Below are 21940 nucleotides of genomic sequence, written 5' to 3' on the forward strand. Positions count from 1 at the left end.
AGTAAGTTCGGTATATTCCTCTCATCACCTCAGGACACGGCTGATGCTCAAGCGCTGGATTGCGATACCTGTACTGTTGCTCGCGGGAGCGGGTTCTGTCTGGGCGGCAGATTGCCCGCCGCTGCTGGAGGGCTCTCTGCCCAAGTTGCGGGCCAAGGAGTCGATCGACTTGTGCCAGCGCTTTGCCGGCAAGCCGCTGGTAATCGTCAATACCGCCAGTTTTTGCGGCTTTGCTCCACAGTTCAAGGGGCTTGAAGCGCTGTATCAGCGCTACAAGGGGCAAGGGCTGGAGCTGATTGGCGTACCGTCGGATGACTTCAAGCAAGAGTCCAAGGATGGCGAGGAAACAGCCAAAGTCTGTTACGTCAATTATGGCGTGACCTTCACCATGATCGATCCGCAAAAGGTTCGCGGCGCCGATGCGGCGAATTTGTTTAAAGTCCTGGCACAGCAAAGCAGCGCGCCGAAGTGGAACTTCTACAAATATGTGGTTGATCGTAAGGGCAATGTAGTTGCCAGCTTCTCCAGCCTCACCAAACCGGACAGTCCTGAGTTGATTGAAGCCATTGAGGCCGCGATTGCTTCCAGGCCTTGAATCGCACTCATTGAAAAGCCCCGCCTCGGTGAAGAGAGCGGGGCTTTTTTGATTCAGCAGGCGAGGGGGTTGGCCTCGCAGTGAATCAGAAGCGGTATGTCACACCCAAGGCGTAACCATTGGCACTGTTTTCGTATTTGGCGCTGTAGTTGTTAAGTGCATTCGAGTCGTGAACCTTGACTGCTTCTTCCTTGAGGTAGGAGTAAGCCATGTCGATAGTCAGGTCGTCGGTCACGTTATAGCCAGCACCCAGGCTGAAGATCGTACGGTCACCGGTAGGAATGCGTGGCGAACGATTTTCGTTGTTGGTAGGTGACTGGTCGAATGTCAGGCCCGTACGCAGTACCCACTGCTTGTTCACCTGATACGACGTACCGATGGCGTAAGCCCAGGTATCGTGCCAGTTCTGGTCTTCCTTGATGGTGCTGAACAGGCCAGGCGCGTAAGCACCACCGGCACCAGTAACGCCTTCGTTCTCGACGGTGATGTCTTTCAGGCGGCTCCAGCGGGTCCAGGTAGTCCCTGCGTAGAGCTTCCAGGCATCACTCAGGTCCTGAGTAACCGACAGGTCCCAGGATTCTGGGGTTTCGATTTTCAGCGAAGCGTCATAGCGGCCGTTTTTCAGCAGGCCCATAGCACTGGAACCGGCGCTGGCAGAGATTTCGGTGTGGCCTTTGAGCTTGTATTTGACCTTGGAGTGGTAAGTCAGGCCGATACGGGTGGTATCGGTGGCCTGGACCAGCACGCCGGCGTTGAAGCCCAGTGCGGTATCGTCGCCCTCGATCTTCACGTTGTTGTCACCCAAAGCCGGGTTGAACGTGATGTCAGATTCCAGGGTACCTGCAATACGGTTGATGGTCGGACCGAAACCAATCGAAACACGATCGTTGAATGCATAGCTGACGGTCGGTTGCAGCGTGACAACCTTGACTTCGCTTTTGCTGCCAAACGCACGGCCCTGGAAGCCGCTTTCATAGTCGGTGACCAGACCGAAAGGCGCGTAAACACCAAAGCCCACAGACCATTGGTCGTTTAGCTGGTTGGTGTAGAAGCCCATCGGGACGCCGGTGAACGGCACCATGTCACCCTTGTTGGATCCTGGGTATTTGCCCTGGCCGTCCTTGATGTCGGTGGACGCATCGATGACAGCGACGCCGCCAGTGACTTGCTGGCCTTTCAGGCGGGCCATGCCGGCAGGGTTACCGAAAACGGTGCTTGCATCATCGGCAGAAGATGAACGACCTGCGAAACCGGTCCCCATACCGCTTACGCTTTGTTCGTTGAGGGCGAAGCCGCTTGCGAAAATCTGGCTGGAAGCCAAAGTGACGGCGAGGCTAAGTGTGGTCTTGAGCATTACTTTTTTCATTATTAGAACTCCTTTTGATCACCGGACGAAAACTACCAACATTTTTGTGTAAGCGCTATAGGCTAAATCGCAGAAGATAGTGTTGTTTTGTAGGACAATCCGACCGGTTTTAGATCTTTTACAGGGTGTTGCCGACAATTGAATTTCAGGCAACCTGGTTGAGAGGTGAGACACATGTGTGCCATGCGTGGGTGAAATCGCGCAAACGTCCTTGTGGCTCAAAGGCTTGGCGCCAGATCCTGGCCATGCCCAGCAGATCGTCGGCGGGTGGAATGACAAGGTGTTGTTCTTCAATCAACAGCCAGGCGATGGCGGTGGCATAGCGCAAATTAACGGTGAGTTCGAGATGCGGGCTGCACAAAAAAGCATGTTGACTGGCCAGCCCGCGAACCAGGCTCGCCAGATCGGGGTCGTGGGCAAGGTATTCATCCCACAAGGCTGCGTGACGAGGTTCGCGAATGCAGTAGAGACCGTGACCGCGTCGATCATGCAGTGCCGAGCCCAGATTGGACTGGCTGGCTGCAATGCCCAGTAACAATGCTTCTGCATTCGGGTTGTTCTGACCCAGATAAAGAAGCGTGGGGCGAATCACATAAAGGTTCAACTCTCTGGCAGCGATACCCATATAGTCCTCGAAGCCTGAAAATGGCCGGCGACACCCAAGGGCTTGGCAGCAATGAGTCGGGAGGGCTCGCCGGAAGCGGGTTTGGCCGCTTGAGTTGAAGTGTAGTGTCATATCTCTGCTGTAAAGTTCTGTTTTTAAATCATTTACAGCTTCGAGCTGTTCGCGATATATCCGCAAGTACTTAAGCGATGCCAGATATTTCTCAAATAACAGGCAACAAAAAGCCCTGCTAATCAGGCAGGGCTTTTTGTGTGGACGCTTACCGAGTATCAGGCAATAAGTGCCTGACGAGTACGCTCGATCACAGCCTGCAGGGGTTCTGCGCTGGAATATTGATCGGGGTACAGACGCTCGCTGTGACGTGCGATGCCATGTTCGTTGACCAGGGTAAAGCTAAAGCAGCCTTTGCGAGCGGCCATAATCAGGCAGTTCATGGGGGCGAAGGCATTGGTTAGGGTGCGAATGGCATCCTGAGTATGGATTTGAGTAGACATAGTTATTAGGTGTTCCTACAAATGACACGGTTCTGATCCGTGCAACGTTAAAACGTTCCAGTGACGTCGAGCCATCTTTGGCTGGACGAAGAACCTGACTGGAACAAAGCCGCCAGTTGGAGCGCATTAAATTGGTAGCGCTTGGGCTGGCAGGTAGGTACTTAGGAGGGCAGGCAATCACAACAAGAGCTAAGGTTCCGTGCTCCGGGTGAAGATCCTGATCAATTTGCAGGTTGGTTCGGTCAGAGTAGAAGAGCTTCGCGATACCCTTTGTGTTTGTTCAAAGGCTGTATCGACACAAGATTTACCTGGAAACCATCGAGGGGGTCGATCCCGTTTTTCAGTGCGACTTCTCATCAAGGGAAGTTGGCTGTGGGGGATTTGTTCGGCCCGAATTGACTTTCAGCTTGGTACTAACGCTGCGGATACTAACCGGTTGAAAATTTAAACGCAAGTATGCTAGCTAAAAAAGAGGCTGTGCCTCGCCCGTGGCAAGCGGGTAAAGGTGCTCTGCTGTGCGTGCCGCGAAGATTGGTACTAGTCGATTCTGACGTTTAGTCCAGTGAGCAGGGCGCAAGGCATGTCGCTGGAGATCACCGGGAAAGGCAGGTTGTGCAGCGGGACTTGCCTACATATTTTGCTCTTTTTTTGGCTCTTCCCCTTGAACTGAATGCGGGCTTGTGCACACTGGGCGCATTGCCGGTATAAGCAGTGCAACTGCACAGGTGACAACGCTTCCTAGCCTGTTAGGCAAATTTAAGTCAATGAAAAACATCGTTTTTTTTAATTGGTGAAAAAATCGTCAGTTTGACCTTAGGCCCCGTAGGGTGGGCGTTTGCGACGGTTAAATTTGGGTTGTCCACTGAGTTATCCACAGGATCTGTGGATTGTCCCGCGCACTTGCTCTAGAACGCGCTTGTAGACCTTTTTCGACTTTACCCGAGCGAAAAAAGGAGTAGAGTGGCGCGCCTTCCGTTCTGCCCTACAGTGTCGTATGAAGTTCCGCACACCTACTTCCTCTGTTGCTCGTCCCGATACGCCTCCTCAAGCCCCCAAGCGCTTTTCTTTGCGGGTTGCGATCTGGCTGCTGGACAACCCTCGATTGAGCACCAAGCCTAGCGTCAAGCATGTGGCCGGCCATTTGCTGAAACAGCCTGCCCGTCAAGGCGTGGTGCTGGCCCAAAGCCGTTTGGGTCAATTGATGTGCCGTGACTGCGGCAGCGCCCGCGACCAGCGAATCGGTCATGAACTCCTGCGCCAGGCTGCCCGTGCGGGCGACCGTCTGGCCCAGCAAGAACTGAGCAAGATCGAAGACTGAGCTGTCTTCACACGGATAGCTTGGTTAACCTTGCTCCTTTACCTCGTGCGGAGGGGCTATGGCCCTGGACTTGAACAGCATTTTGCTGGGCCTGGCGCTAGCCGGCGTACCGTTGCTGGCATTTATATGGCATTTGCAGCGGCGCGCCAGTGCTTACCCGGCTGATTTGGCATTGCTCGAAGAGCGCCTGAATATGGCTCAGTTGGCCCAGGAAGGGCTCAGTGCTCAACTTGATGCCTGTCGTGATGAAGTCAGCGATCTTGGGCAGGCCAATGCGGCGAAACAGGCCGAACTTGCAGCTCTGCGCCGCGAGGTCGAGCTGTTGCAGGTGGAGCGCGATAACGCACGTGATGCTGCCCACGCCTGGAGCCTTGAGCGCGGCCAGAAAGAAACCGAGCTACGGCGCCTGGACGCTCATGCGGCCGCACTGGCTGCAGAGTTGCGTGAGCAGCAAGATAGCCATCAGCAACGACTCAGCGACTTGCAAGGTTCGCGTGATGAACTGCGTGCGCAGTTCGCCGAGCTGGCAGGCAAGATTTTTGATGAGCGTGAACAGCGTTTTGCTGAAACCAGTAATGAGCGTCTCGGGCAATTGCTCGATCCCCTCAAAGAGCGCATCCAGTCTTTCGAAAAGCGAGTTGAAGAAAGCTATCAGCAAGAAGCCCGTGAGCGCTTTTCTCTTGGCAAGGAGCTGGAGCGGTTGCAGCAGTTGAACCTTCGTTTGAGTGACGAGGCGACCAATCTGACTCGCGCCCTGAAAGGGCAGAAGACCCAGGGTAACTGGGGGGAATTGATTCTTGAGCGGGTTCTGGAGCACGCCGGGCTTGAAAAAGGCCGTGAATATCAGACCCAGGTCAGCCTCAAGGGCCCCGACGGTGAGCGCTTCCAGCCCGATGTGTTGATCCTGTTGCCGGGAGACAAGCAGGTCGTGGTCGACTCAAAGGTCAGCCTGACAGCGTATCAGCAGTACGTGGCAGCGGATGACGATGTCATCGGGCAAGTCGCCTTGAAGCAGCACGTTCTGTCGTTGCGCAACCACGTGAAGGGCCTTGCCGGCAAAGACTACAAGCGTCTTGAAGGGTTACACAGCCTGGACTTTGTGCTGCTGTTTGTCCCGATCGAGGCGGCGTTTTCCGCAGCACTGCAAGCGGAACCCAATCTGTTTCAGGAAGCGTTTGATCGCAATATCGTGATTGTCAGCCCGACCACGTTGCTCGCCACCTTACGGGTGATCGACAGCTTGTGGAAGCAGGAGCGCCAGAGCCAGAATGCCCGGGAAATTGCAGAGCGGGCGGGCTGGCTGTATGACAAATTCGTATTGTTTATCCAGGATCTGGATGAGGTGGGCAGTCGCCTTCAGCAATTGGACAAGGCTTACAGTGCGGCGCGTAATAAGCTGACCGATGGCCGCGGTAACCTGGTCAGTCGCAGCGAGCAACTCAAGCTACTGGGCGCGCGGGCCAGCAAAAGCCTGCCGCCCGACCTGCTGGAGCGGGCCATGACCGACGTCGATGGCGTGGCGCATCCGGCGGAATAAAAGAGCGCTGTTTATAGCCGCTGCCGCAGGCTGCGTATTGGCTTTTATCGCAGCCAGCGGCAGCGGCTACAGAGGTATCAAAGTGGCACGTGCCGGCTCAGCAGCGCTCTCAGCACTGCCGGCTTGACGGGTTTTGGCAGGTACTCCAGGCCTGCCGCGTGAACTTCAGCGATCATTTCAGGGCGGCCATCGGCGCTGATGACCACGCCCGGTACGGGCTCGCCCAGTTGCGCCCGCAGCCAGCCCATCAATTCTGTCCCGACCTCGCCATCATCCAGGTGGTAATCCACCAGCACCAGTTGCGGACGAACGCCTTCATTCAGCAAGGCCGCGCATTCCTCGCGGTTGCGGGCCGTCCAGACACGGCAGCCCCAGCGTGTCAGCAAGCTCTGCATGCCGATCAGAATGCTGTCTTCGTTATCGACGCACAGCACCTGAGCACCTATGACAGGCTGGCCGTTCTGTTCCGACACCACGGGACGTGGCGCGGACTGGCTTTGAGCCAGTGGCACGCTGACGCTGAACACACTGCCTTTGCCGGGCCATGAACGGACTTGCAAGGTGTGCCCTAGTACGCGACACAGTCCATCGGCAATCGCCAGGCCAAGGCCAAGGCCTTTTTCTGCACGGGTCTGATGGCTGTCCAGACGCTTGAACTCTTCAAAAATGACCTGCAGTTTATTTTCTGGAATGCCGGGGCCTCGATCCCAGACCTCCAGGCACAACTCGCTCCCTCGTCGGCGTACACCCAGTAGCACGGGGCCCTTGGCGTAGCGGAAGGCATTGGTCAGGAAGTTTTGTAAAATCCGGCGTAGCAGTTTGATGTCGCTGCTGACTCGCAGGCGGCTGCCGCGCACTCTGAAACTTAATCCCTGTTCCTGAGCCTGAGCGGTGAACTCATTGCCCAAAGTGTCGAACAGCTCGCTAATTGCGAACGGCTTGATATCAGGGGTGAATTTTCCGTTTTCCAGGCGGGAAATATCCAGCAGATCACTGATCAAGTCTTCAGCGGAGCGCAGGGAACTGTCTAAATGCTGCACCAGTTTTTGTGCCTCAGGGCTCAGGCCGTCCTCTTGATGGGAGAGGGCTGCCGAGAACAGTCGGGCGGCATTCATCGGTTGCATCAGGTCATGGCTGACGGCCGCCAGAAAGCGGGTTTTGGATTGGTTGGCTGTCTCGGCCACACCTTTGGCCTCGGTCAGGGCCTGATTCAGCTGTGACAATTCAAAGGTGCGCTCGGCTACGCGTTGCTCCAGCCCTTCATTGGCTTCGGTCAGTGCTTGCTCGGCTTCACGGAATGCCGTGATGTCGGTGAAACTCATGACAAAGCCGCCGCCTGGCATGGGGTTGCCGATCAGTTCAATCACCCGGCCATTGGGGAACAGGCGTTCGGAGGTATGAGCCCGTCCTTGACGCATCCAGTGCAGTCGACGGGCGACATGCACTTCTGCTTCGCCGGGGCCGCAGAGGCCGCGTTCTGCATTGTGCCGAATGATGTCGGCAATCGGACGTCCTACACTGATCAGCCCGTCCGGGTAGTTGAACAGCTCCAGATAACGTCGGTTCCAGGCGACCAGTTTGAGCGACTGGTCGACGACGCTGATGCCTTGAGTGATGTTTTCAATCGCCCCTTGAAGCAGGGCACGGTTGAATTGCAGCACCTCGGATGCTTCGTCGGCAATGCGCACGACGTCTTCAAGTTGCATTTCCCGGCCTTCGATGGCGGCTTTGACCACCGCTCGAGTCGAGGAGGCGCCCAGTACCCCTGCCAGCAGGCGTTCGGTATGGGCAATCCACTCGCCATTGGCATTTTGACTGGGGTTGAAACCCTTGCCCTGGCGGTAAGCGAAGCGAATAAAGCTCTGGTGGGCCCGTTCTTCACCGACGAATCGCGCGGCGAGGGTCAACAAATCATTGATTTGTACCGCGAGCATTGAGCGCCCGCTGGGGTGATTGCTGAGTTCCTGGCCGATAAAGCGTCCGGCTTGCCAGTGCTCTGACACCCGGGTGCGCGACAGTACCGAGACCCAGGCAAACAGTGTGAAGTTACCTGCCAGCGACAGCACCACGCCTTGGGTCAGAGGTGTGATCGGTAGCCCCAGCGGGTTGCTGTGCAGCCAGGCCAGTCCGGGGAAGTGGCTCAGGTGCCAGCCCAGGCTGTGGGCAATCAGTGGCAGCACCAGGGTGTAGAACCAGATAAAGGTACCTGCAGCCAGGCCGGCGAATACTCCGCGGCGGTTGGCCTGTTTCCAGTACAGCGCACCCAGCATGGCCGGGGCCAGTTGCGTGACGGCGGCGAACGCAATCTGGCCAATAGTGGCGAGACTGGCGGTCGAACCCAGCAGGCGGTAGCTGACATAGGCCAGCAGCAAAATGACCACGATGGATACGCGGCGCACCGAAAGCATCCAGTAGCGGAATACCTCGAACGGGCGTTCGGCGTTTTTACGCCGCAGCAGCCAGGGCAGCAGCATGTCGTTGGACACCATGGTCGACAACGCGACACTGGCGACGATCACCATCCCGGTGGCGGCCGAGGCTCCGCCAATGAAGGCGAGCATCGCCAGGGCAGGGTGCGCCTGGGCCAGTGGCAAACTGATGACGAACGAGTCGGGCAATACTGAACTGGGTAGCAACATTTGCCCCGCCAGTGCAATCGGCACGACAAACAGGCCTGCCAGAATCAGATAGGCCGGAAACACCCATTTGGCCAGTTGCAGGTCTTGCGGCTCGATGTTCTCCACCACCGTTACGTGGAACTGGCGGGGCAGGCAGATGATCGCCATCATCGCGACGCCGGTCTGAACGATCATCGATGGCCAGTTAACGGTTTCTTTCCAGTATTCCTCAAGTCGCGGGGCCAGCATTGCCTGGCTGAACAGGTCTTCGAAGCCGTCATACAGGCCATACGTGACGAAGGCGCCGACGGCGAGGAAGGCGAACAGCTTGACCAGGGATTCAAAGGCAATCGCCAGCACCATGCCCCGGTGGTGTTCGGTGGCATCGAGGTTGCGCGTACCGAACACAATGGTAAACAGCGCCAGAATCAACGTCACAATCAGAGCAGTGTCCTGGACCCGAGAGCCCGTGGCATCTGCTCCGGCGCCGATCAGCAGATTGACTCCGAGCACAATGCCTTTGAGTTGCAGGGCGATGTAGGGCAAGACGCCGACCAGGCAGATCAGCGCCACCACAATGGCCAATGATTGGGATTTGCCATAACGGGCCGCGATGAAGTCGGCAATTGAGGTGATGTTTTCCTGTTTGCTGATCATCACCATTTTTTGCAGCACCCAGGGCGCGCACACCAGCAGCAGGACCGGTCCCAGGTAAATCGGCAAGAACGCCCAGAGCTGTTCTGCGGCCTGGCCCACAGCGCCAAAGAAGGTCCAGCTGGTGCAGTACACCGCCAGCGACAAGCTATATACCCATGCACGCACCCGTGGTGGCAGCGGTGTGCTGCGCCGATCACCATAAAAGGCAATCGCGAACATGATGGCCATATAGGCCAGGGCGACGGCGGCGATAAGCCCGCTGGACAGCGACATGATGGCTCCTGAGTGTGTTTTAACCGGCAGCAATCCAGCGCCAGCGGGTAAGTCTCGCACGATGTTTGGGCGGCGTCAGTGTCGACCATGGTCGGAGCGCGGCCTGGTGTCGCAGGTTTGGGGGGTTGCCGGCTTTGTCGATCAGGTCTTGACCTTCCATCCATTCAGTTGATTATCTAGAAAATCGATAACAGTTAGAGAAAATACCCGTTATATGGATATTCGATTTGGTTCTATTCTTGATATGACCTCATATGAGGAGCAGGAGGAACCCATGAATTGTTCAAATAAGGCTCAAGCCGGTTTTCGGCCATTTAGCCAGTTACAGCATCCGCGAGAAGTGATCCGCCAGTTCACCCCGAACTGGTTTGCCGCGACCATGGGCACGGGGGTTCTGGCGCTGGCGCTGGCTCAGTTGCCCGTCAAGATTCCTGGCCTGTATGCCTTTGCCGAAGGTTTGTGGTTGTTCAATATCGCGTTGTTCATCCTGTTCAGCGTGCTGTATGGCGCACGTTGGGTCATGTTTTACGACGAGGCACGGCGTATTTTCGGGCATTCAACCGTGTCGATGTTCTTTGGCACCATTCCCATGGGCCTGGCAACCATCATCAACGGTTTTCTGCTATTCGGTGTCGCCCGTTGGGGCAGCGATATGGTGCAGGTTGCACATGTGTTGTGGTGGGTGGATGTGGTGATGTCTCTAACCTTCGGGGTGATGATTCCCTACATGATGTTTACCCGTCAGGAGCACAGCATTGACCAAATGACCGCGGTCTGGCTGTTGCCGGTGGTGGCGGCAGAGGTCGCTGCGGCCAGTGGCGGGCTGTTAGCGCCGCATCTCATTGATCCGGTGGCGCAGTTCCACGTACTGATCACCAGTTATGTGCTGTGGGCGTTCTCGGTGCCGGTGGCGTTCAGCATCCTGACCATTCTCATGCTGCGCATGGCGCTGCATAAATTGCCCCACGAGAGCATGGCCGCCTCGAGCTGGCTGGCGCTGGGACCGATTGGTACCGGTGCCCTGGGGTTATTACTGTTGGGGGCTGATTCGCCGGCTATCTTCGCTGCCAATGGTTTTGTCCGGATCGGCGAGGTTGCTGAAGGGTTGGGGCTGATCTGCGGGATCGCACTGTGGGGCTTTGGCTTGTGGTGGATGCTGATGGCGGTACTGATCACTGTTCGCTACATGCGTGCCGGCATTCCGTTCAATCTGGGCTGGTGGGGCTTTACCTTTCCGCTCGGCGTGTATTCCCTGGCCACGCTACGCCTGGGGAATATTCTCAACCTGACATTCTTTGATGTGTTCGGGTGCGTACTGGTTGCCGGGCTCGCGCTGATGTGGCTGATTGTGGGCAAGCGGACCCTGCAAGGTGCCTACCGTGGCGAATTGTTTGTTTCACCCTGCATCGTCGGGTTGAAGAGGTAAGAGATGTACTTGGGTTCTGTATGAAATCGCTGAACATAACGCGAATGAGTGCAGAACCCGAGTAAGGTTGTGTCCCGAGTGTTACAACGGCACTCCAATGAGAAAGCCCTTCGGCGCAACGTGAGTACATGGAAGATGAGCCACCCTTCACAGTTCAGTTTGTTGAGGAAGCGCCGCTTCCTGCCGTTTTTCGTGACCCAGTCCTTGGGGGCGCTCAATGACAACCTGTTCAAGCAGTCGCTGATTCTCGCCATTCTTTATAAGTTGAACATCGACGGTGACAGGGGGATCTGGGTCAATCTCTGCGCATTGCTCTTTATCCTGCCTTTCTTTTTGTTCTCGGCACTGGCGGGTCAGTTCGGTGAAAAGTACGCCAAGGACCGTTTGATCCGCCTGATCAAACTGGGCGAAATCGCGATCATGCTGGTGGGCGCTATGGGTTTTGCCTTCGATCATCTGGCATTGATGCTGGTGGCGCTCTTTGCGATGGGCACACACTCGGCGCTGTTTGGTCCGGTCAAGTATTCAATCCTGCCGCAGACCCTGCATGAGGATGAACTGGTTGGAGGTAACGGCCTGGTCGAGATGGGCACCTTTTTATCGATTCTGGCAGGCACCATTGGCGCCGGCGTCATGCTGTCGACCAGTCATTACACGACGGTCGTGTCGGTGGTGATTGTTTCAGTAGCGGTACTTGGTTATCTGACCAGTCGAGCAATTCCCCGGGCGCCCGCCGATACACCCGACTTGCGGCTTAACTGGAATATTTTCAGCGAATCATGGGCTACCTTGCGCATGGGGTTGAATCAGACGCCTGCAGTGTCACGTTCTGTCGTGGGTAACTCGTGGTTCTGGTTTGTCGGCGCGATCTACCTGACACAGATTCCGGCCTACGCCAAAGACTGGCTTTATGGCGATGAGACGGTCGTCACGTTGATTCTCACGGTGTTCTCGGTTGGCATTGCCTTGGGCTCAATGCTTTGCGAAAAGCTGTCCGGGCGTAAGGTCGAAATCGGCCTGGTGCCGTTCGGGTCATTTGGACTCACGCTGTTTGGTCTGCTGCTGTGGTGGCATTCAGGACAAATGCCGCAGAACATCCAGGCCAACGACTGGTTGGGGGTGCTGGGGTTCAGTCAGGCATGGTGGGTGCTGCTGGATATTCTGGGGCTGGGCATCTTCGGTGGTTTTTATATTGTGCCGCTGTACGCATTGATTCAGTCGCGTACGGCCGAGCACGAGCGGGCCCGGGTGATTGCGGCCAACAACATCCTCAATGCTCTGTTCATGGTGGTGTCAGCCATCGTCACCATTGTGTTGCTGGGCGTGGCCAAGCTGACGATTCCCGAGTTGTTTCTTGTGGTGTCGCTGATGAACGTTGCCGTCAATGCTTACATCTTCAAAATTGTCCCTGAATTCAGCATGCGCTTCATGATCTGGCTGCTTGGCCATTCCATGTACCGGGTTGAGCACAAGGGGCTGGAGGCCATTCCCGAGGAGGGTGCCGCCTTGCTGGTGTGCAATCACGTGTCGTTTGTGGATGCGCTGTTGATTGGCGGGGCAGTGCGTCGTCCGATTCGCTTCGTGATGTATTACAAAATCTACAACCTGCCGGTGCTCAATTTTATCTTCCGCACAGCGGGCACGATTCCCATCGCCGGGCGCGCTGAAGATGAGGCGATTTACGAGCAGGCTTTCAAGCGGATTGCCGAATACCTGAATGACGGTGAATTGGTGTGCATCTTCCCTGAAGGCAAGCTCACCACCGACGGACAGATCAACGAGTTCAAGGCAGGGGTGACGCGGATTCTGGAGTGTACGCCGGTGCCGGTGATTCCCATGGCGCTGCAAGGTTTGTGGGGAAGCTTCTTTAGTCGTGATCCGGACAAGGGGGTCTTTCGCCGGTTATGGTCGCGAGTGACATTGATAGCGGGCACTGCAATGGCGGCCAATGAGGCTACGCAAAAGAAATTGCGGGAGCGGGTGACGGAATTAAGAGGGGATGTGCTGTAAGGGGGGCTTTGAATAGCCGCTGCCGCAGGCTGCAAAAAGGTCCGAAGGACCTTTAGGTTCAGGGCTGCGGCAGCGGGTGCAAGCGTGTGGCTTAAGTGCTCATCTTCAGCCCGACCAGGCCGGCAATGATCAGTGCAACGCTGGCCAGACGGAACAGCGCCATGGATTCACCAAACAGAATGATCCCGGCGATAACCGTACCCACTGCGCCAACGCCGGTCCAGATCGCGTAGGCCGTGCCCAATGGCAGCTCTTTCATGGCCAGGCCCAGCAAGCCAAGGCTCACCACCATGGCGCCGATGGTCAGGGCTGTGGGCAGGGGGCGGGTGAAGCCGTCTGTGTATTTCAGGCCGACGGCCCAGCCAACTTCAAACAGGCCAGCGAAAAACAAAATAATCCAGGACATGGTTGCCTCCATCAATTGATGGGGTCGTCCCCAGAATAATCACTCGATGAGTCGCGAGGTCGTCCTCGCTGTGCGCAGTATATTGCCCACGATTAATCTGACAGGCAACCCCTGAAAATTCAGTCAGTCGCGGGTTTGGTGGCGCTCAAGCGGTCTTCTCTCTCGCTCATTCTGCGGAAATACGTCGACAGCAGTGCTCCCGAGATGTTGTGCCACACGCTAAACAGCGCACTGGGTACGGCGGCCAGCGGTGAAAAGTGGGCACTGGCCAATGCGGCCCCCAGCCCGGAGTTCTGCATGCCGACCTCCAGCGCGAGGGATTTGCGTTGAGCCAGCGGCAGCTTGAACAGACGGCCGGTAAAGTAGCCCAGCAAGTAACCGAAGCTGTTATGCAGCATGACCACCGCCATGATCAGCAGGCCTGACTCGGCAATCTGTGCCTGGCTGGCAGCCACTACGGCAGCGACGATGATCACGATGCTGATCACCGAGACCAGCGGCAGGACATCGACCGCAAAGCGAACCCGCGCGCCCAGCAGGCGCTGGGCCAGAACGCCGAGCACGATGGGCAGCAACACAACTTGCAGAATCGACCAGAACAACTCCATGAACGATACCGGAAGCCAGGCCGAGGCCAGCAGCCAGATAAGCGCGGGAGTCAATAACGGAGCGAGCAGGGTGGTGACAGCGGCAATGGCTACGGACAGGGCCAGATCGCCTCGTGCCAGCCAGGTCATGACATTGGATGATGTGCCGCTAGGGCAGCAACCGACGAGAATCACGCCAACGGCGATTTCAGGCGGCAGGTGAAACACTTGGCACAGCAACCACGCCACGCCGGGCATGATCACGAAATGAGCAATTACGCCCAAGGCCACGCGCCAGGGGTGGCGAGCGACTTCGGCGAAGTCTTCAAGCTTGAGGGTCAGGCCCATGCCGAACATCACCACGCCCAGAAGCGGCACAATGGCGCCTTTAAGGCCGACAAACCAGCCAGGCTCGAAAAACGCCAATACGGCGAAAATCAGTACCCAGTAAGCAAAGGTGTTGCCGACGAAGCGGCTTAAAGCAGCGAGTGCGCGCATGGCGGTCCTTTATTGTAATTAGAGTATCTAGAGTATCGGGCAAAACACTGTCGCCGCTGCCGCAGGCTGTGATGGGGGTGGGCGCAGCGACCCGGCTGTGAGACGAAGGTCCTGCGGCCCGGTCGCTGCCTGCTGCAGCGGCTACAAATACTGCACCTTTAGATCCCCTGAGGAATCTCTTCACCGCCCAACGCTTCAAACAACTGAGGCAGGAACTCGCCGAAGGTCAGCATCATCAGGGTGAAGCTGGCGTCCTGTTGGCCCAGGTCATCATCACCGCCGTCCTGTTCGGCCTGATCCTGCAGCAGGTCCTCAAACTTCAGGCGCTTGACCACCAGTTTGTCGTCCAGTACGAACGACAGCTTGTCTTGCCAGGCCAGCGACAGCTGAGTCACGATTTTACCGGTGCTCAGATGCAGCTGGATTTCGTCGCTGGTCAGGTCCTGACGTTTGCAACGGATGATGCCGCCGTCTTCATGGGTATCACGCAGCTCGCATTCGTCGAGAACGAAGAAGTTGTCAGCAGCTTTTTGGGTCTTGACCCATTCAGTCATGGTGGCGCTTGGGGCAACCTTGACTGCCAACGGACGAACCGGCAGTGAGCCGATCACTTCTCGCAAGGTAGACAGCAAGTCTTCGGCACGCTTCGGGCTGGAAGCGTTGACCAGGATCAGGCCTTGCTTGGGTGCGATGGCGGCAAAGGTCGCCGAGCGACGAATAAAGGCGCGAGGCAAGAAGGTCTGGATGATTTCATCCTTGAGCTGATCACGCTCCTTCTTGTAGACCTTGCGCATTTGCTCGGCTTCGATCTCTTCAACTTTATCCTTCAAGGCATCGCGTACAACGCTGCCAGGCAGGATGCGTTCTTCTTTTCGGGCTGCGATCAACAGGAAGTCCTGGCTGGCGTGAACCAGAGGAGCGTCTTCGCCTTTACCGAAAGGGGCAACGAAACCGTAGGTGGCTAATTCCTGACTTGAACACGAGCGGGCCGGTTTGGTGGCCAGTGCAGTTTCCAGCACCTGCGCATCAAAAGGCAGATCTTGGGTCAGGCGATAGATAAGCAGGTTTTTGAACCACATGGGGTGAATCACTCCTTTATACAAAGACGGCATTATTCGCTTCATGAAGCCATAGGCCAACCCTGCGCTAAGCCTTTGGCAGGCTTAGAAAAATTATTTTAAAAAGTGCTTGCCAGACCACAGGTCGCTCCGTAGAATGCGCGCCACACCGAGAGTGAAAGGGTGATTAGCTCAGCTGGGAGAGCATCTGCCTTACAAGCAGAGGGTCGGCGGTTCGATCCCGTCATCACCCACCATTCGCTCACAGTGTTACGCGCAGCGGTAGTTCAGTCGGTTAGAATACCGGCCTGTCACGCCGGGGGTCGCGGGTTCGAGTCCCGTCCGCTGCGCCATATTTTTACCACAAGCCCCTTGAACGCTTGTGGTTCGGGGAAGCCCCGCAGAATGCGGGGTTTTTCTTGCCTGTCTTCGGTCTAGCAGTTTTCTGGTAGATCAAAGAGCAGGGCGCCGGAAACGGATGTTTTTAAGAAATTTTGAAAAAAATTGAATAAAAACAACCACTTACACGAAAAGTGTGAGAGAATGCGCCCCGCAACGAGAGTGAAGTGAAAGGGTGATTAGCTCAGCTGGGAGAGCATCTGCCTTACAAGCAGAGGGTCGGCGGTTCGATCCCGTCATCACCCACCATTCGCTTTCAGTGTTACGCGCAGCGGTAGTTCAGTCGGTTAGAATACCGGCCTGTCACGCCGGGGGTCGCGGGTTCGAGTCCCGTCCGCTGCGCCATATTCAGATCACAAGCCCCTTGAACGCTTGTGATCAACAAAAAAGCCTGCCTTGTGCAGGTTTTTTTGTGCGCGTGTGTTTTTTAAAGCACGAGTAGCCGCTGTCGCAGTCAGCGGCAGCGGCTACAGGGTGATTCGGGATCAGTTTTTGGCGATCAGATTGCCGGCGTGTAGCCCGCATTCTTTTTGTGTGGCTTCTTCCCACCACCAGCGACCTTCACGCTCGTGCTGGTTAGGCAGTACCGGACGGGTGCAAGGCTCGCAGCCGATGCTGATAAACCCACGCTCATGCAGGCTGTTGTAAGGCAGTTCGAGCATGCGGATGTAGCCCCAGACTTCTTCGCTGGTCATTTGCGCCAGCGGGTTGAACTTGTACAGGGGGCGTTCCGGGGTGGAGAAGGCGCCGTCGATTTCCAGGGCGGCGACCTGGCTGCGGGTGCCGGGGCTCTGATCGCGGCGCTGGCCAGTGGCCCAGGCTTTTACGGTCGATAGTTTGCGGCGCAGCGGTTCGATCTTGCGTATGCCGCAGCACTCGCCGTGACCATCCTTGTAAAAGCTGAACAGGCCTTTTTCTTTAACAAAAGGCTCAAGGCGAGTCTGGTCGGGCGATATCACTTCGATCTGAATCTTGTAATGCTCACGCACTTGCTCAATGAAACGATACGTCTCAGGGTGCAGGCGACCGGTATCGAGGCTGAACACTTTGACGTTTTTGTTGAGTTTCCAGGCCATGTCCACCAGCACCACGTCTTCGGCGCCGCTGAACGAGATCCATAGCTCATCGCCAAAGTGTTCAAAGGCGAGTTTGAGGATGTCTTGCGGGGATTTGCTGGCGTATGTCGCGGCGAGTTCAGCGACGTTGAACGGGTGGCTCATCAGGCGGCTTCCTACTGTGAATGGCGCTGGGCGCTCTCTAGTGTCGCGATGTTAGCAAAAACCGTGGGCTACAGGGTTTGTAGCGTATCGAGCAGAATCTTCACTTTGGTGATGGATTCTTCGTATTCGGCCTGCCAGTCCGAGTCGGCCACAATCCCGCCACCGCCCCAACAACTGATACCGCCATCTTTGATCAACAGGCTGCGAATCGCGATTGAGCTGTCCATTTCGCCGCGTACATCGAGATACAGCAGCGAACCGCAATAAATGCTGCGTCGGGCAGGCTCCAGCTCATCGATGATTTGCATGGCGCGGATCTTGGGCGCTCCAGTGATCGAGCCCCCGGGGAAGCTATCGCCAATCAGGTCCAGCGCGTCTTTACCCGCAGCCAGTTCACCAACCACGCTGCTTACCAAGTGGTGAACGTTGGGGTAGCTTTCCAGAGTGAACAGCTGCGGGACGGTGACGGAACCGATGCGGCAAGTGCGACCGAGGTCGTTGCGCAGCAAGTCGACAATCATCAGGTTTTCGGCCCGATCTTTGGGGCTGGCCAGTAGCTCGGCCGCGTTTGCGGCGTCTTCGGCGGGAGTTTTGCCTCGGGGTCGGGTGCCTTTGATTGGGCGTGTTTCGACCTGGTTCTGGCTGACGCGCACGAAGCGCTCAGGCGACAGGCTCAAGATGGCGCTATCGGTTGCGAGGCTCATAAAACCCGAGAACGGGGTAGGGCAAGCCAGGCGCAATGCACAGTAGGCGGCCCAGGCATCGCCCTGGCACCGGGCGCTGAAGCGCTGGGTGTAATTGACTTGATAGCAGTCGCCGGACTGGATGTAGCGCTGGATTTGTTCGAGTGCCTGCTGATATTGCCCGGCGCTGATGTCGGGCTGCATCGGCTGTTTGAGGCTGAAGCGGCCAACGGGTGAGTGAGCCGGCTGGCTGAATAGCGCAATCAGGCGCTCGCGTTCGTCAGCTTCCAGGCTCGGGTGAAATACCAGCTGGCTAGTGGCCGCCTGGTGATCACTGATCAATGCCCAGGCATACAGACCCAGTTGCGCATCCGGCAGTTGCAGATCATCCCGTGACTGAGCCGGAAGCTGCTCAAGCAGGCGTCCGAAGTCATAACTCAGGTAGCCGATCAGGCCGCCGGCAAATGGCAGTTCGTAGGGCGCGGGTAATTGCGCGTTACCGAGTTGATCGAGGTTGTCGCGCAGGCGCTGCAGGAAATCGCGCCCTGATTCGTTGGGTTGCACGCTTAACGCTGTGTGCGGCCAGGCGCTCATCAGGTCATAACGACCACGCTCTGCCCGGGGGCGGCCGCTGTCCAGCAGCACGGCGCCCGGAGCATGACGAATCGCCGCAAAATAGCCGGCAGGATCGGGTAGGTAAGGCAGAGGGTGAACGGTGCAGGTCAACATGCGAAGCAAATCAGCCAAGGGAGCGGGGTGCTGATTGTAGTCTTGTGGGGGGCGGCAAAGCCAATCGCGTCCCCGTCGCAGTTGCCGCAGGCTACATCCAGCGCCGAAGTCGTCGTAAAGCCTGATTCTGTGGTGTACCGGTTAAACCCGGTACTCAGGGGCTGCGCCCGCTTCGTGTGCGGACGCAGCCTGCGGCAGCGGCTACAGGTCAATCGTTGGTGTGAATGTGCCCAAACAGTTCCTGGGCAAAGCGTACGCGCTCTTCGGCTGTTTCCTTGATGCCTTGGGCTGCCAGCTTTTCAATGTGGGCTTCGACGGCGTGGGTGCGCAGTGTGAGGCCGCAGTCGTTGGCAATCTGGATGTTCAGGCCGGGACGCGCGTTCAGCTCCAGGATCAGGGGGCCCTTGTCCTGGTCGAGCACCATGTCTACGCCGATATAGCCCAGGCCGCACAGCTCATAGCACCCGGCGGCCAGCTTCATGAAGCCGTCCCAGTTGGGCAGTTGCACGCCGTCCACCGCGTTGGTGGTGTCCGGGTGCTTGCTGATGATGTTGTTCAGCCAGGTGCCGCGCAGCGTCAGGCCGGTGGCCAGGTCCACGCCCACACCGATTGCGCCCTGGTGCAGGTTGGCCTTGCCGCCCGATTGGCGGGTTGGCAGACGCAGCATGGCCATCACCGGGTAACCCATCAGGACGATGATGCGGATGTCCGGGACGCCCTCGTAGCTGATGCTTTTGAAGATCTGGTCGGGGGTTACCCGGTATTCGATCAGCGCCCGGTCACGGTGACCGCCCAGGGAGTACAGACCGGTCAGGATGCTCGAAATCTGATGTTCGATTTCTTCATGGCTGATGATCTTGCCCGAGACGGTACGGAACCGGTCTTCGAAACGGTCGGCGATCACCAGAATGCCATCGCCGCCCGCGCCTTGCGCAGGCTTGATCACGAAATCGCTGCGACCACCGATGATTTCGTCGAGCTTGTCGATTTCCTTCTCGGTGGAAATCACGCCATACATTTCCGGCACGTGGATGCCGGCCTGGATGGCGCGTTCCTTGGTGATGATCTTGTCATCCACAATCGGGTACAAGCTGCGCTTGTTGTACTTGAGTACGTAATCCGCGTTGCGCCGATTGATGCCCATGATGCCCCTGGCTTCCAGGGCTTTCCAGGTCTTCCACAGGCCAAACATCAGGAATCAGCCTTCACGAAAGCCTTGAAGCGCACCAGTTCGGTCAGGCGGTAGCCGCGGTAGCGACCCATGGCCAGCATGAAACCTACCAGGATCAGCAGAATCGCCGGGAAGGTGAACACGAAGTAGGTCAGTTCCGGGATGCTCATGATCAGGTGCGCCAGGGAGGCGGCGAACAGGGTGCCGGCTGCGACTTTCATCGCGTGGCCACCTCCGCGTTCTTCCCAGGTGATCGACAGACGTTCGATGGTCATGGTCAGAATCACCATCGGGAACAGCGCTACCGACAGGCCGCGATCCAGGCCGAGCTTGTGACTGAACAGGCTGATGGCTGCGATCAGCATCACCACGAATGTCAGCACGACCGATAGCCTTGGCAGCATCTGCAGTTTCAAGTGTTCAAGGTAGGAGCGTAACGTCAATCCGAGGGCGGTAATCACCGTAAACAGAATGATGCCGAAGCCCAGCTGGGTTTCGCGGAACGCCAGGGCGATCAGCACCGGCGTAAACGTCCCCAGGGTCTGCAGCCCGATCAGGTTGCGCAGTACCAGAATGACCAGTACGCCAATCGGGATCACGACCATGATCATGAAGGTTTGCTGTGTCTGCAGTGGCAAGCCGTACAGCGAGTATTCGAGGAAGCTGGCGTCGGTGTTTTCATCCGTCAGCTTGGCCAGGCGAATGGCGTTCATTTCGCTGTTGTTCAGGCTGAAGGTGACCGCGGGTTTTTTGCCGCCATCAACGGTGACCATAGGTTCATCACCGACCCACCACAGCAGGCGATCAGAAGGCAGGCCTTGTTCGCCGGTTTCCGGGTTGAAGTACAGCCAGTCATTACCATTGAAGCTGCGCAACCACAGTTCGGGGCTTTGCGGCTGATCGGCGACCAGGCGGATGGTGTGGACTTTTTCCAGCGGTACGTGAGCAATCGACAGCAGCAGTTCGATGATCTGAGCTTTGTGCGGCGTCGAAGGGTCGCCTGCCAGCAGCAGTTTCACGTTGTCATCGTTCGGGTTGCTGACGCGCTTGATGGTCTCGCTGATAAAGGTTTCGACGTCAGCCGAGTGCTGGCGAATGGGGGCCAGAAGTGCTTCGGCAGCGATTTTTTCCGGGCCTTCGACGGCGATGCTGTCGCGGAATACCGGTCCTTTGACCTTGGTTTTGTCGCCCGAGTAACGCTTGGTCAATACCAGGCGGTAGTAGAGGGTTTGTTTGCCGCTGACCCGGCGTGCCGACCACGTGACCTTGCGGTTACCGTCAACCCGGTTAACGCTCACCCCATAGTTATTGGAGATAAAGCTTTCGTTCAGGCTGACGTAGTCGCGGTTGAGCGGGGGTACGAACATCTGGACCTTGACCGGATCTTTCGAGCTGGCGACGAATTCGACCTTGGCGTCGATGTTCCACAAATCGTCGGTAGCGTCTTCGGTCACCGGGATGCCGAGGGCGAAAATCTGATAGGCCGTGATCGAAATGCCCAGCACCACAAGGATGGTGATCAATATTTTCAAGTGAAGGGTAAGAGCGCGCATTTCAATTACTCTGCGGTTTGAGCGTTGGCGGCGCAGGCAGGTTTGCCAGCAGCGTATTTAAGACTGGGGTCGACCAGCGCATCAAAGCGTTTTAGTGCTTCGGAGCCAATCAATAGCGGGTATTGGAACGCGCTTCGGTCAGTCAAGTTCACTTCTATTGTGCGTAAAGCTTTGCCCATACAGATTTCGAGCGAAATCACTGGGCGAGAAGTGTAATTCTTGTCTGATTCGGGATTGTAATCCCCCGAGCGGCGTTTGATCTTGCTGACACGGGCCAGAGGGCGCTCGATAGGGTGCGAGTGAGCATCATCAATGGCCAGGTAAAAGCGCACCCAGCTCTCGCCATCGCGCTTGAAGCGCTTGATATCGCGCGCGCTGAGGGAGGCGGTCTTGGCCCCGGTGTCGAGTTTGGCAGCGACTTGCAGGTCAATGCCCGCCAGTTCGGCGTACTCATTCAGGCCATACACGGTTTTTTCACTGCCATGGCTCAGGCCCGGCAAAGTCAGCAGGCAAAGAAGGGTAGAGAGGGGGATGAATTTCATAAATCAGAGCGCGGTCTCTTGCAATCTTCAGTTCAAGGCGACTGGCAGTACAGCGCAAGTTCCTCGTGCGGCTGCCCACAAAGGGGGCAGGGCGATGCGGCGGCATTCTAACATGATGGTTTTATGGCGCCAGCGTTGAGACCTGTTTGCGGTGGCCTATATGAAAAGATCAATT

At 57.0% G+C, this 21940-nt stretch carries 17 protein-coding genes and 4 tRNA genes; 9 read left to right on the forward strand and 12 right to left on the reverse strand.

Features of this window, described 5'->3' with window-relative positions:
• Nucleotides 1-43: 43 nt before the first annotated feature.
• On the forward strand, nt 44-595 hold the full coding sequence (locus AWM69_RS15370) for a glutathione peroxidase (RefSeq protein ID WP_131652428.1): 552 nt from the start codon (nt 44-46) through the stop codon (nt 593-595).
• Nucleotides 596-680: 85 nt separating this feature from the next.
• Here AWM69_RS15370 and AWM69_RS15375 read toward each other — a convergent pair whose 3' ends face one another.
• The 3 genes from AWM69_RS15375 to AWM69_RS15385 form a co-directional block, all read right to left on the reverse strand.
• Nucleotides 681-1961, reverse strand: a complete 1281-nt coding sequence (locus AWM69_RS15375) for an OmpP1/FadL family transporter (protein ID WP_218727415.1) — start codon at nt 1959-1961, stop codon at nt 681-683.
• 145 nt (nt 1962-2106) lie between these two features.
• Complete coding sequence (locus AWM69_RS15380) at nt 2107-2586, reverse strand: hypothetical protein (RefSeq protein ID WP_131652430.1); 480 nt, start codon at nt 2584-2586, stop codon at nt 2107-2109.
• A 269-nt stretch (nt 2587-2855) separates the two neighbouring features.
• Nucleotides 2856-3080 (reverse strand): hypothetical protein, encoded by a 225-nt coding sequence (locus AWM69_RS15385; protein ID WP_019407963.1) that lies wholly within the window; start codon nt 3078-3080, stop codon nt 2856-2858.
• A 994-nt stretch (nt 3081-4074) separates the two neighbouring features.
• Here AWM69_RS15385 and AWM69_RS15390 point away from each other — a divergent pair.
• Nucleotides 4075-4398, forward strand: coding sequence for a sel1 repeat family protein (locus AWM69_RS15390; RefSeq protein WP_131652431.1), 324 nt, complete (start codon nt 4075-4077; stop codon nt 4396-4398).
• Nucleotides 4399-4570: 172 nt separating this feature from the next.
• Complete coding sequence (gene rmuC, locus AWM69_RS15395) at nt 4571-5935, forward strand: DNA recombination protein RmuC (RefSeq protein ID WP_218727469.1); 1365 nt, start codon at nt 4571-4573, stop codon at nt 5933-5935.
• Between the two features lie 77 nt (nt 5936-6012).
• Here rmuC and AWM69_RS15400 read toward each other — a convergent pair whose 3' ends face one another.
• On the reverse strand, nt 6013-9483 hold the full coding sequence (locus tag AWM69_RS15400; RefSeq protein WP_218727416.1) for a PAS domain-containing hybrid sensor histidine kinase/response regulator: 3471 nt from the start codon (nt 9481-9483) through the stop codon (nt 6013-6015).
• A 274-nt stretch (nt 9484-9757) separates the two neighbouring features.
• Here AWM69_RS15400 and AWM69_RS15405 point away from each other — a divergent pair, with 274 nt between their 5' ends.
• Together AWM69_RS15405 and AWM69_RS15410 are read left to right on the forward strand one after the other, a co-directional pair.
• Entirely contained in the window at nt 9758-10909 is a 1152-nt protein-coding gene (locus tag AWM69_RS15405) for a TDT family transporter (protein WP_218727417.1), read from the forward strand.
• A gap of 135 nt (nt 10910-11044) precedes the next feature.
• Nucleotides 11045-12919: an MFS transporter gene (locus AWM69_RS15410; RefSeq protein ID WP_218727418.1), complete on the forward strand. Its 1875-nt coding sequence runs from the start codon at nt 11045-11047 to the stop codon at nt 12917-12919.
• A gap of 91 nt (nt 12920-13010) precedes the next feature.
• Here AWM69_RS15410 and sugE read toward each other — a convergent pair whose 3' ends face one another.
• The 3 genes from sugE to rdgC all read right to left on the reverse strand — a co-directional run bounded on the left by sugE (nt 13011) and on the right by rdgC (nt 15489).
• Nucleotides 13011-13325 (reverse strand): quaternary ammonium compound efflux SMR transporter SugE, encoded by a 315-nt coding sequence (sugE, locus tag AWM69_RS15415; protein ID WP_048377868.1) that lies wholly within the window; start codon nt 13323-13325, stop codon nt 13011-13013.
• A gap of 119 nt (nt 13326-13444) precedes the next feature.
• Nucleotides 13445-14410: a bile acid:sodium symporter family protein gene (locus AWM69_RS15420; protein ID WP_131652436.1), complete on the reverse strand. Its 966-nt coding sequence runs from the start codon at nt 14408-14410 to the stop codon at nt 13445-13447.
• Nucleotides 14411-14568: 158 nt separating this feature from the next.
• Nucleotides 14569-15489: a recombination-associated protein RdgC gene (gene rdgC / locus AWM69_RS15425; RefSeq protein ID WP_218727420.1), complete on the reverse strand. Its 921-nt coding sequence runs from the start codon at nt 15487-15489 to the stop codon at nt 14569-14571.
• 160 nt (nt 15490-15649) lie between these two features.
• Here rdgC and AWM69_RS15430 point away from each other — a divergent pair.
• The 4 genes from AWM69_RS15430 to AWM69_RS15445 all read left to right on the forward strand — a co-directional run bounded on the left by AWM69_RS15430 (nt 15650) and on the right by AWM69_RS15445 (nt 16212).
• Nucleotides 15650-15725: transfer RNA gene (locus tag AWM69_RS15430), tRNA-Val, on the forward strand.
• Between the two features lie 19 nt (nt 15726-15744).
• A tRNA-Asp gene (locus AWM69_RS15435) sits at nt 15745-15821 on the forward strand.
• 219 nt (nt 15822-16040) lie between these two features.
• Nucleotides 16041-16116 (forward strand) — tRNA-Val (locus AWM69_RS15440).
• Between the two features lie 19 nt (nt 16117-16135).
• Nucleotides 16136-16212: transfer RNA gene (locus AWM69_RS15445), tRNA-Asp, on the forward strand.
• A gap of 140 nt (nt 16213-16352) precedes the next feature.
• On the opposite strand, the gene AWM69_RS15450 is transcribed toward AWM69_RS15445, so the two are convergent.
• The 5 genes from AWM69_RS15450 to AWM69_RS15470 all read right to left on the reverse strand — a co-directional run bounded on the left by AWM69_RS15450 (nt 16353) and on the right by AWM69_RS15470 (nt 21765).
• On the reverse strand, nt 16353-17087 hold the full coding sequence (locus AWM69_RS15450; protein ID WP_048377865.1) for a phosphoadenylyl-sulfate reductase: 735 nt from the start codon (nt 17085-17087) through the stop codon (nt 16353-16355).
• 68 nt (nt 17088-17155) lie between these two features.
• The gene (gene pabB, locus AWM69_RS15455) at nt 17156-18499 is read right to left on the reverse strand and encodes an aminodeoxychorismate synthase component I (protein ID WP_131652488.1); all 1344 of its coding nucleotides are present in this window, start codon (nt 18497-18499) and stop codon (nt 17156-17158) included.
• 208 nt (nt 18500-18707) lie between these two features.
• Complete coding sequence (locus AWM69_RS15460) at nt 18708-19691, reverse strand: alpha-L-glutamate ligase-like protein (protein WP_131652437.1); 984 nt, start codon at nt 19689-19691, stop codon at nt 18708-18710.
• Nucleotides 19691-21223, reverse strand: a complete 1533-nt coding sequence (locus AWM69_RS15465; protein ID WP_131652438.1) for an inactive transglutaminase family protein — start codon at nt 21221-21223, stop codon at nt 19691-19693. Before AWM69_RS15465 ends, AWM69_RS15460 begins: the two co-directional genes overlap by 1 nt.
• A 5-nt stretch (nt 21224-21228) precedes the next feature.
• Nucleotides 21229-21765, reverse strand: a complete 537-nt coding sequence (locus AWM69_RS15470; RefSeq protein WP_131652439.1) for an ATP-dependent zinc protease — start codon at nt 21763-21765, stop codon at nt 21229-21231.
• Nucleotides 21766-21940 lie beyond the last annotated feature (175 nt).

This window comes from Pseudomonas sp. D1HM, from assembly GCF_019266105.1.
Lineage (GTDB): Bacteria > Pseudomonadota > Gammaproteobacteria > Pseudomonadales > Pseudomonadaceae > Aquipseudomonas > Aquipseudomonas taetrolens.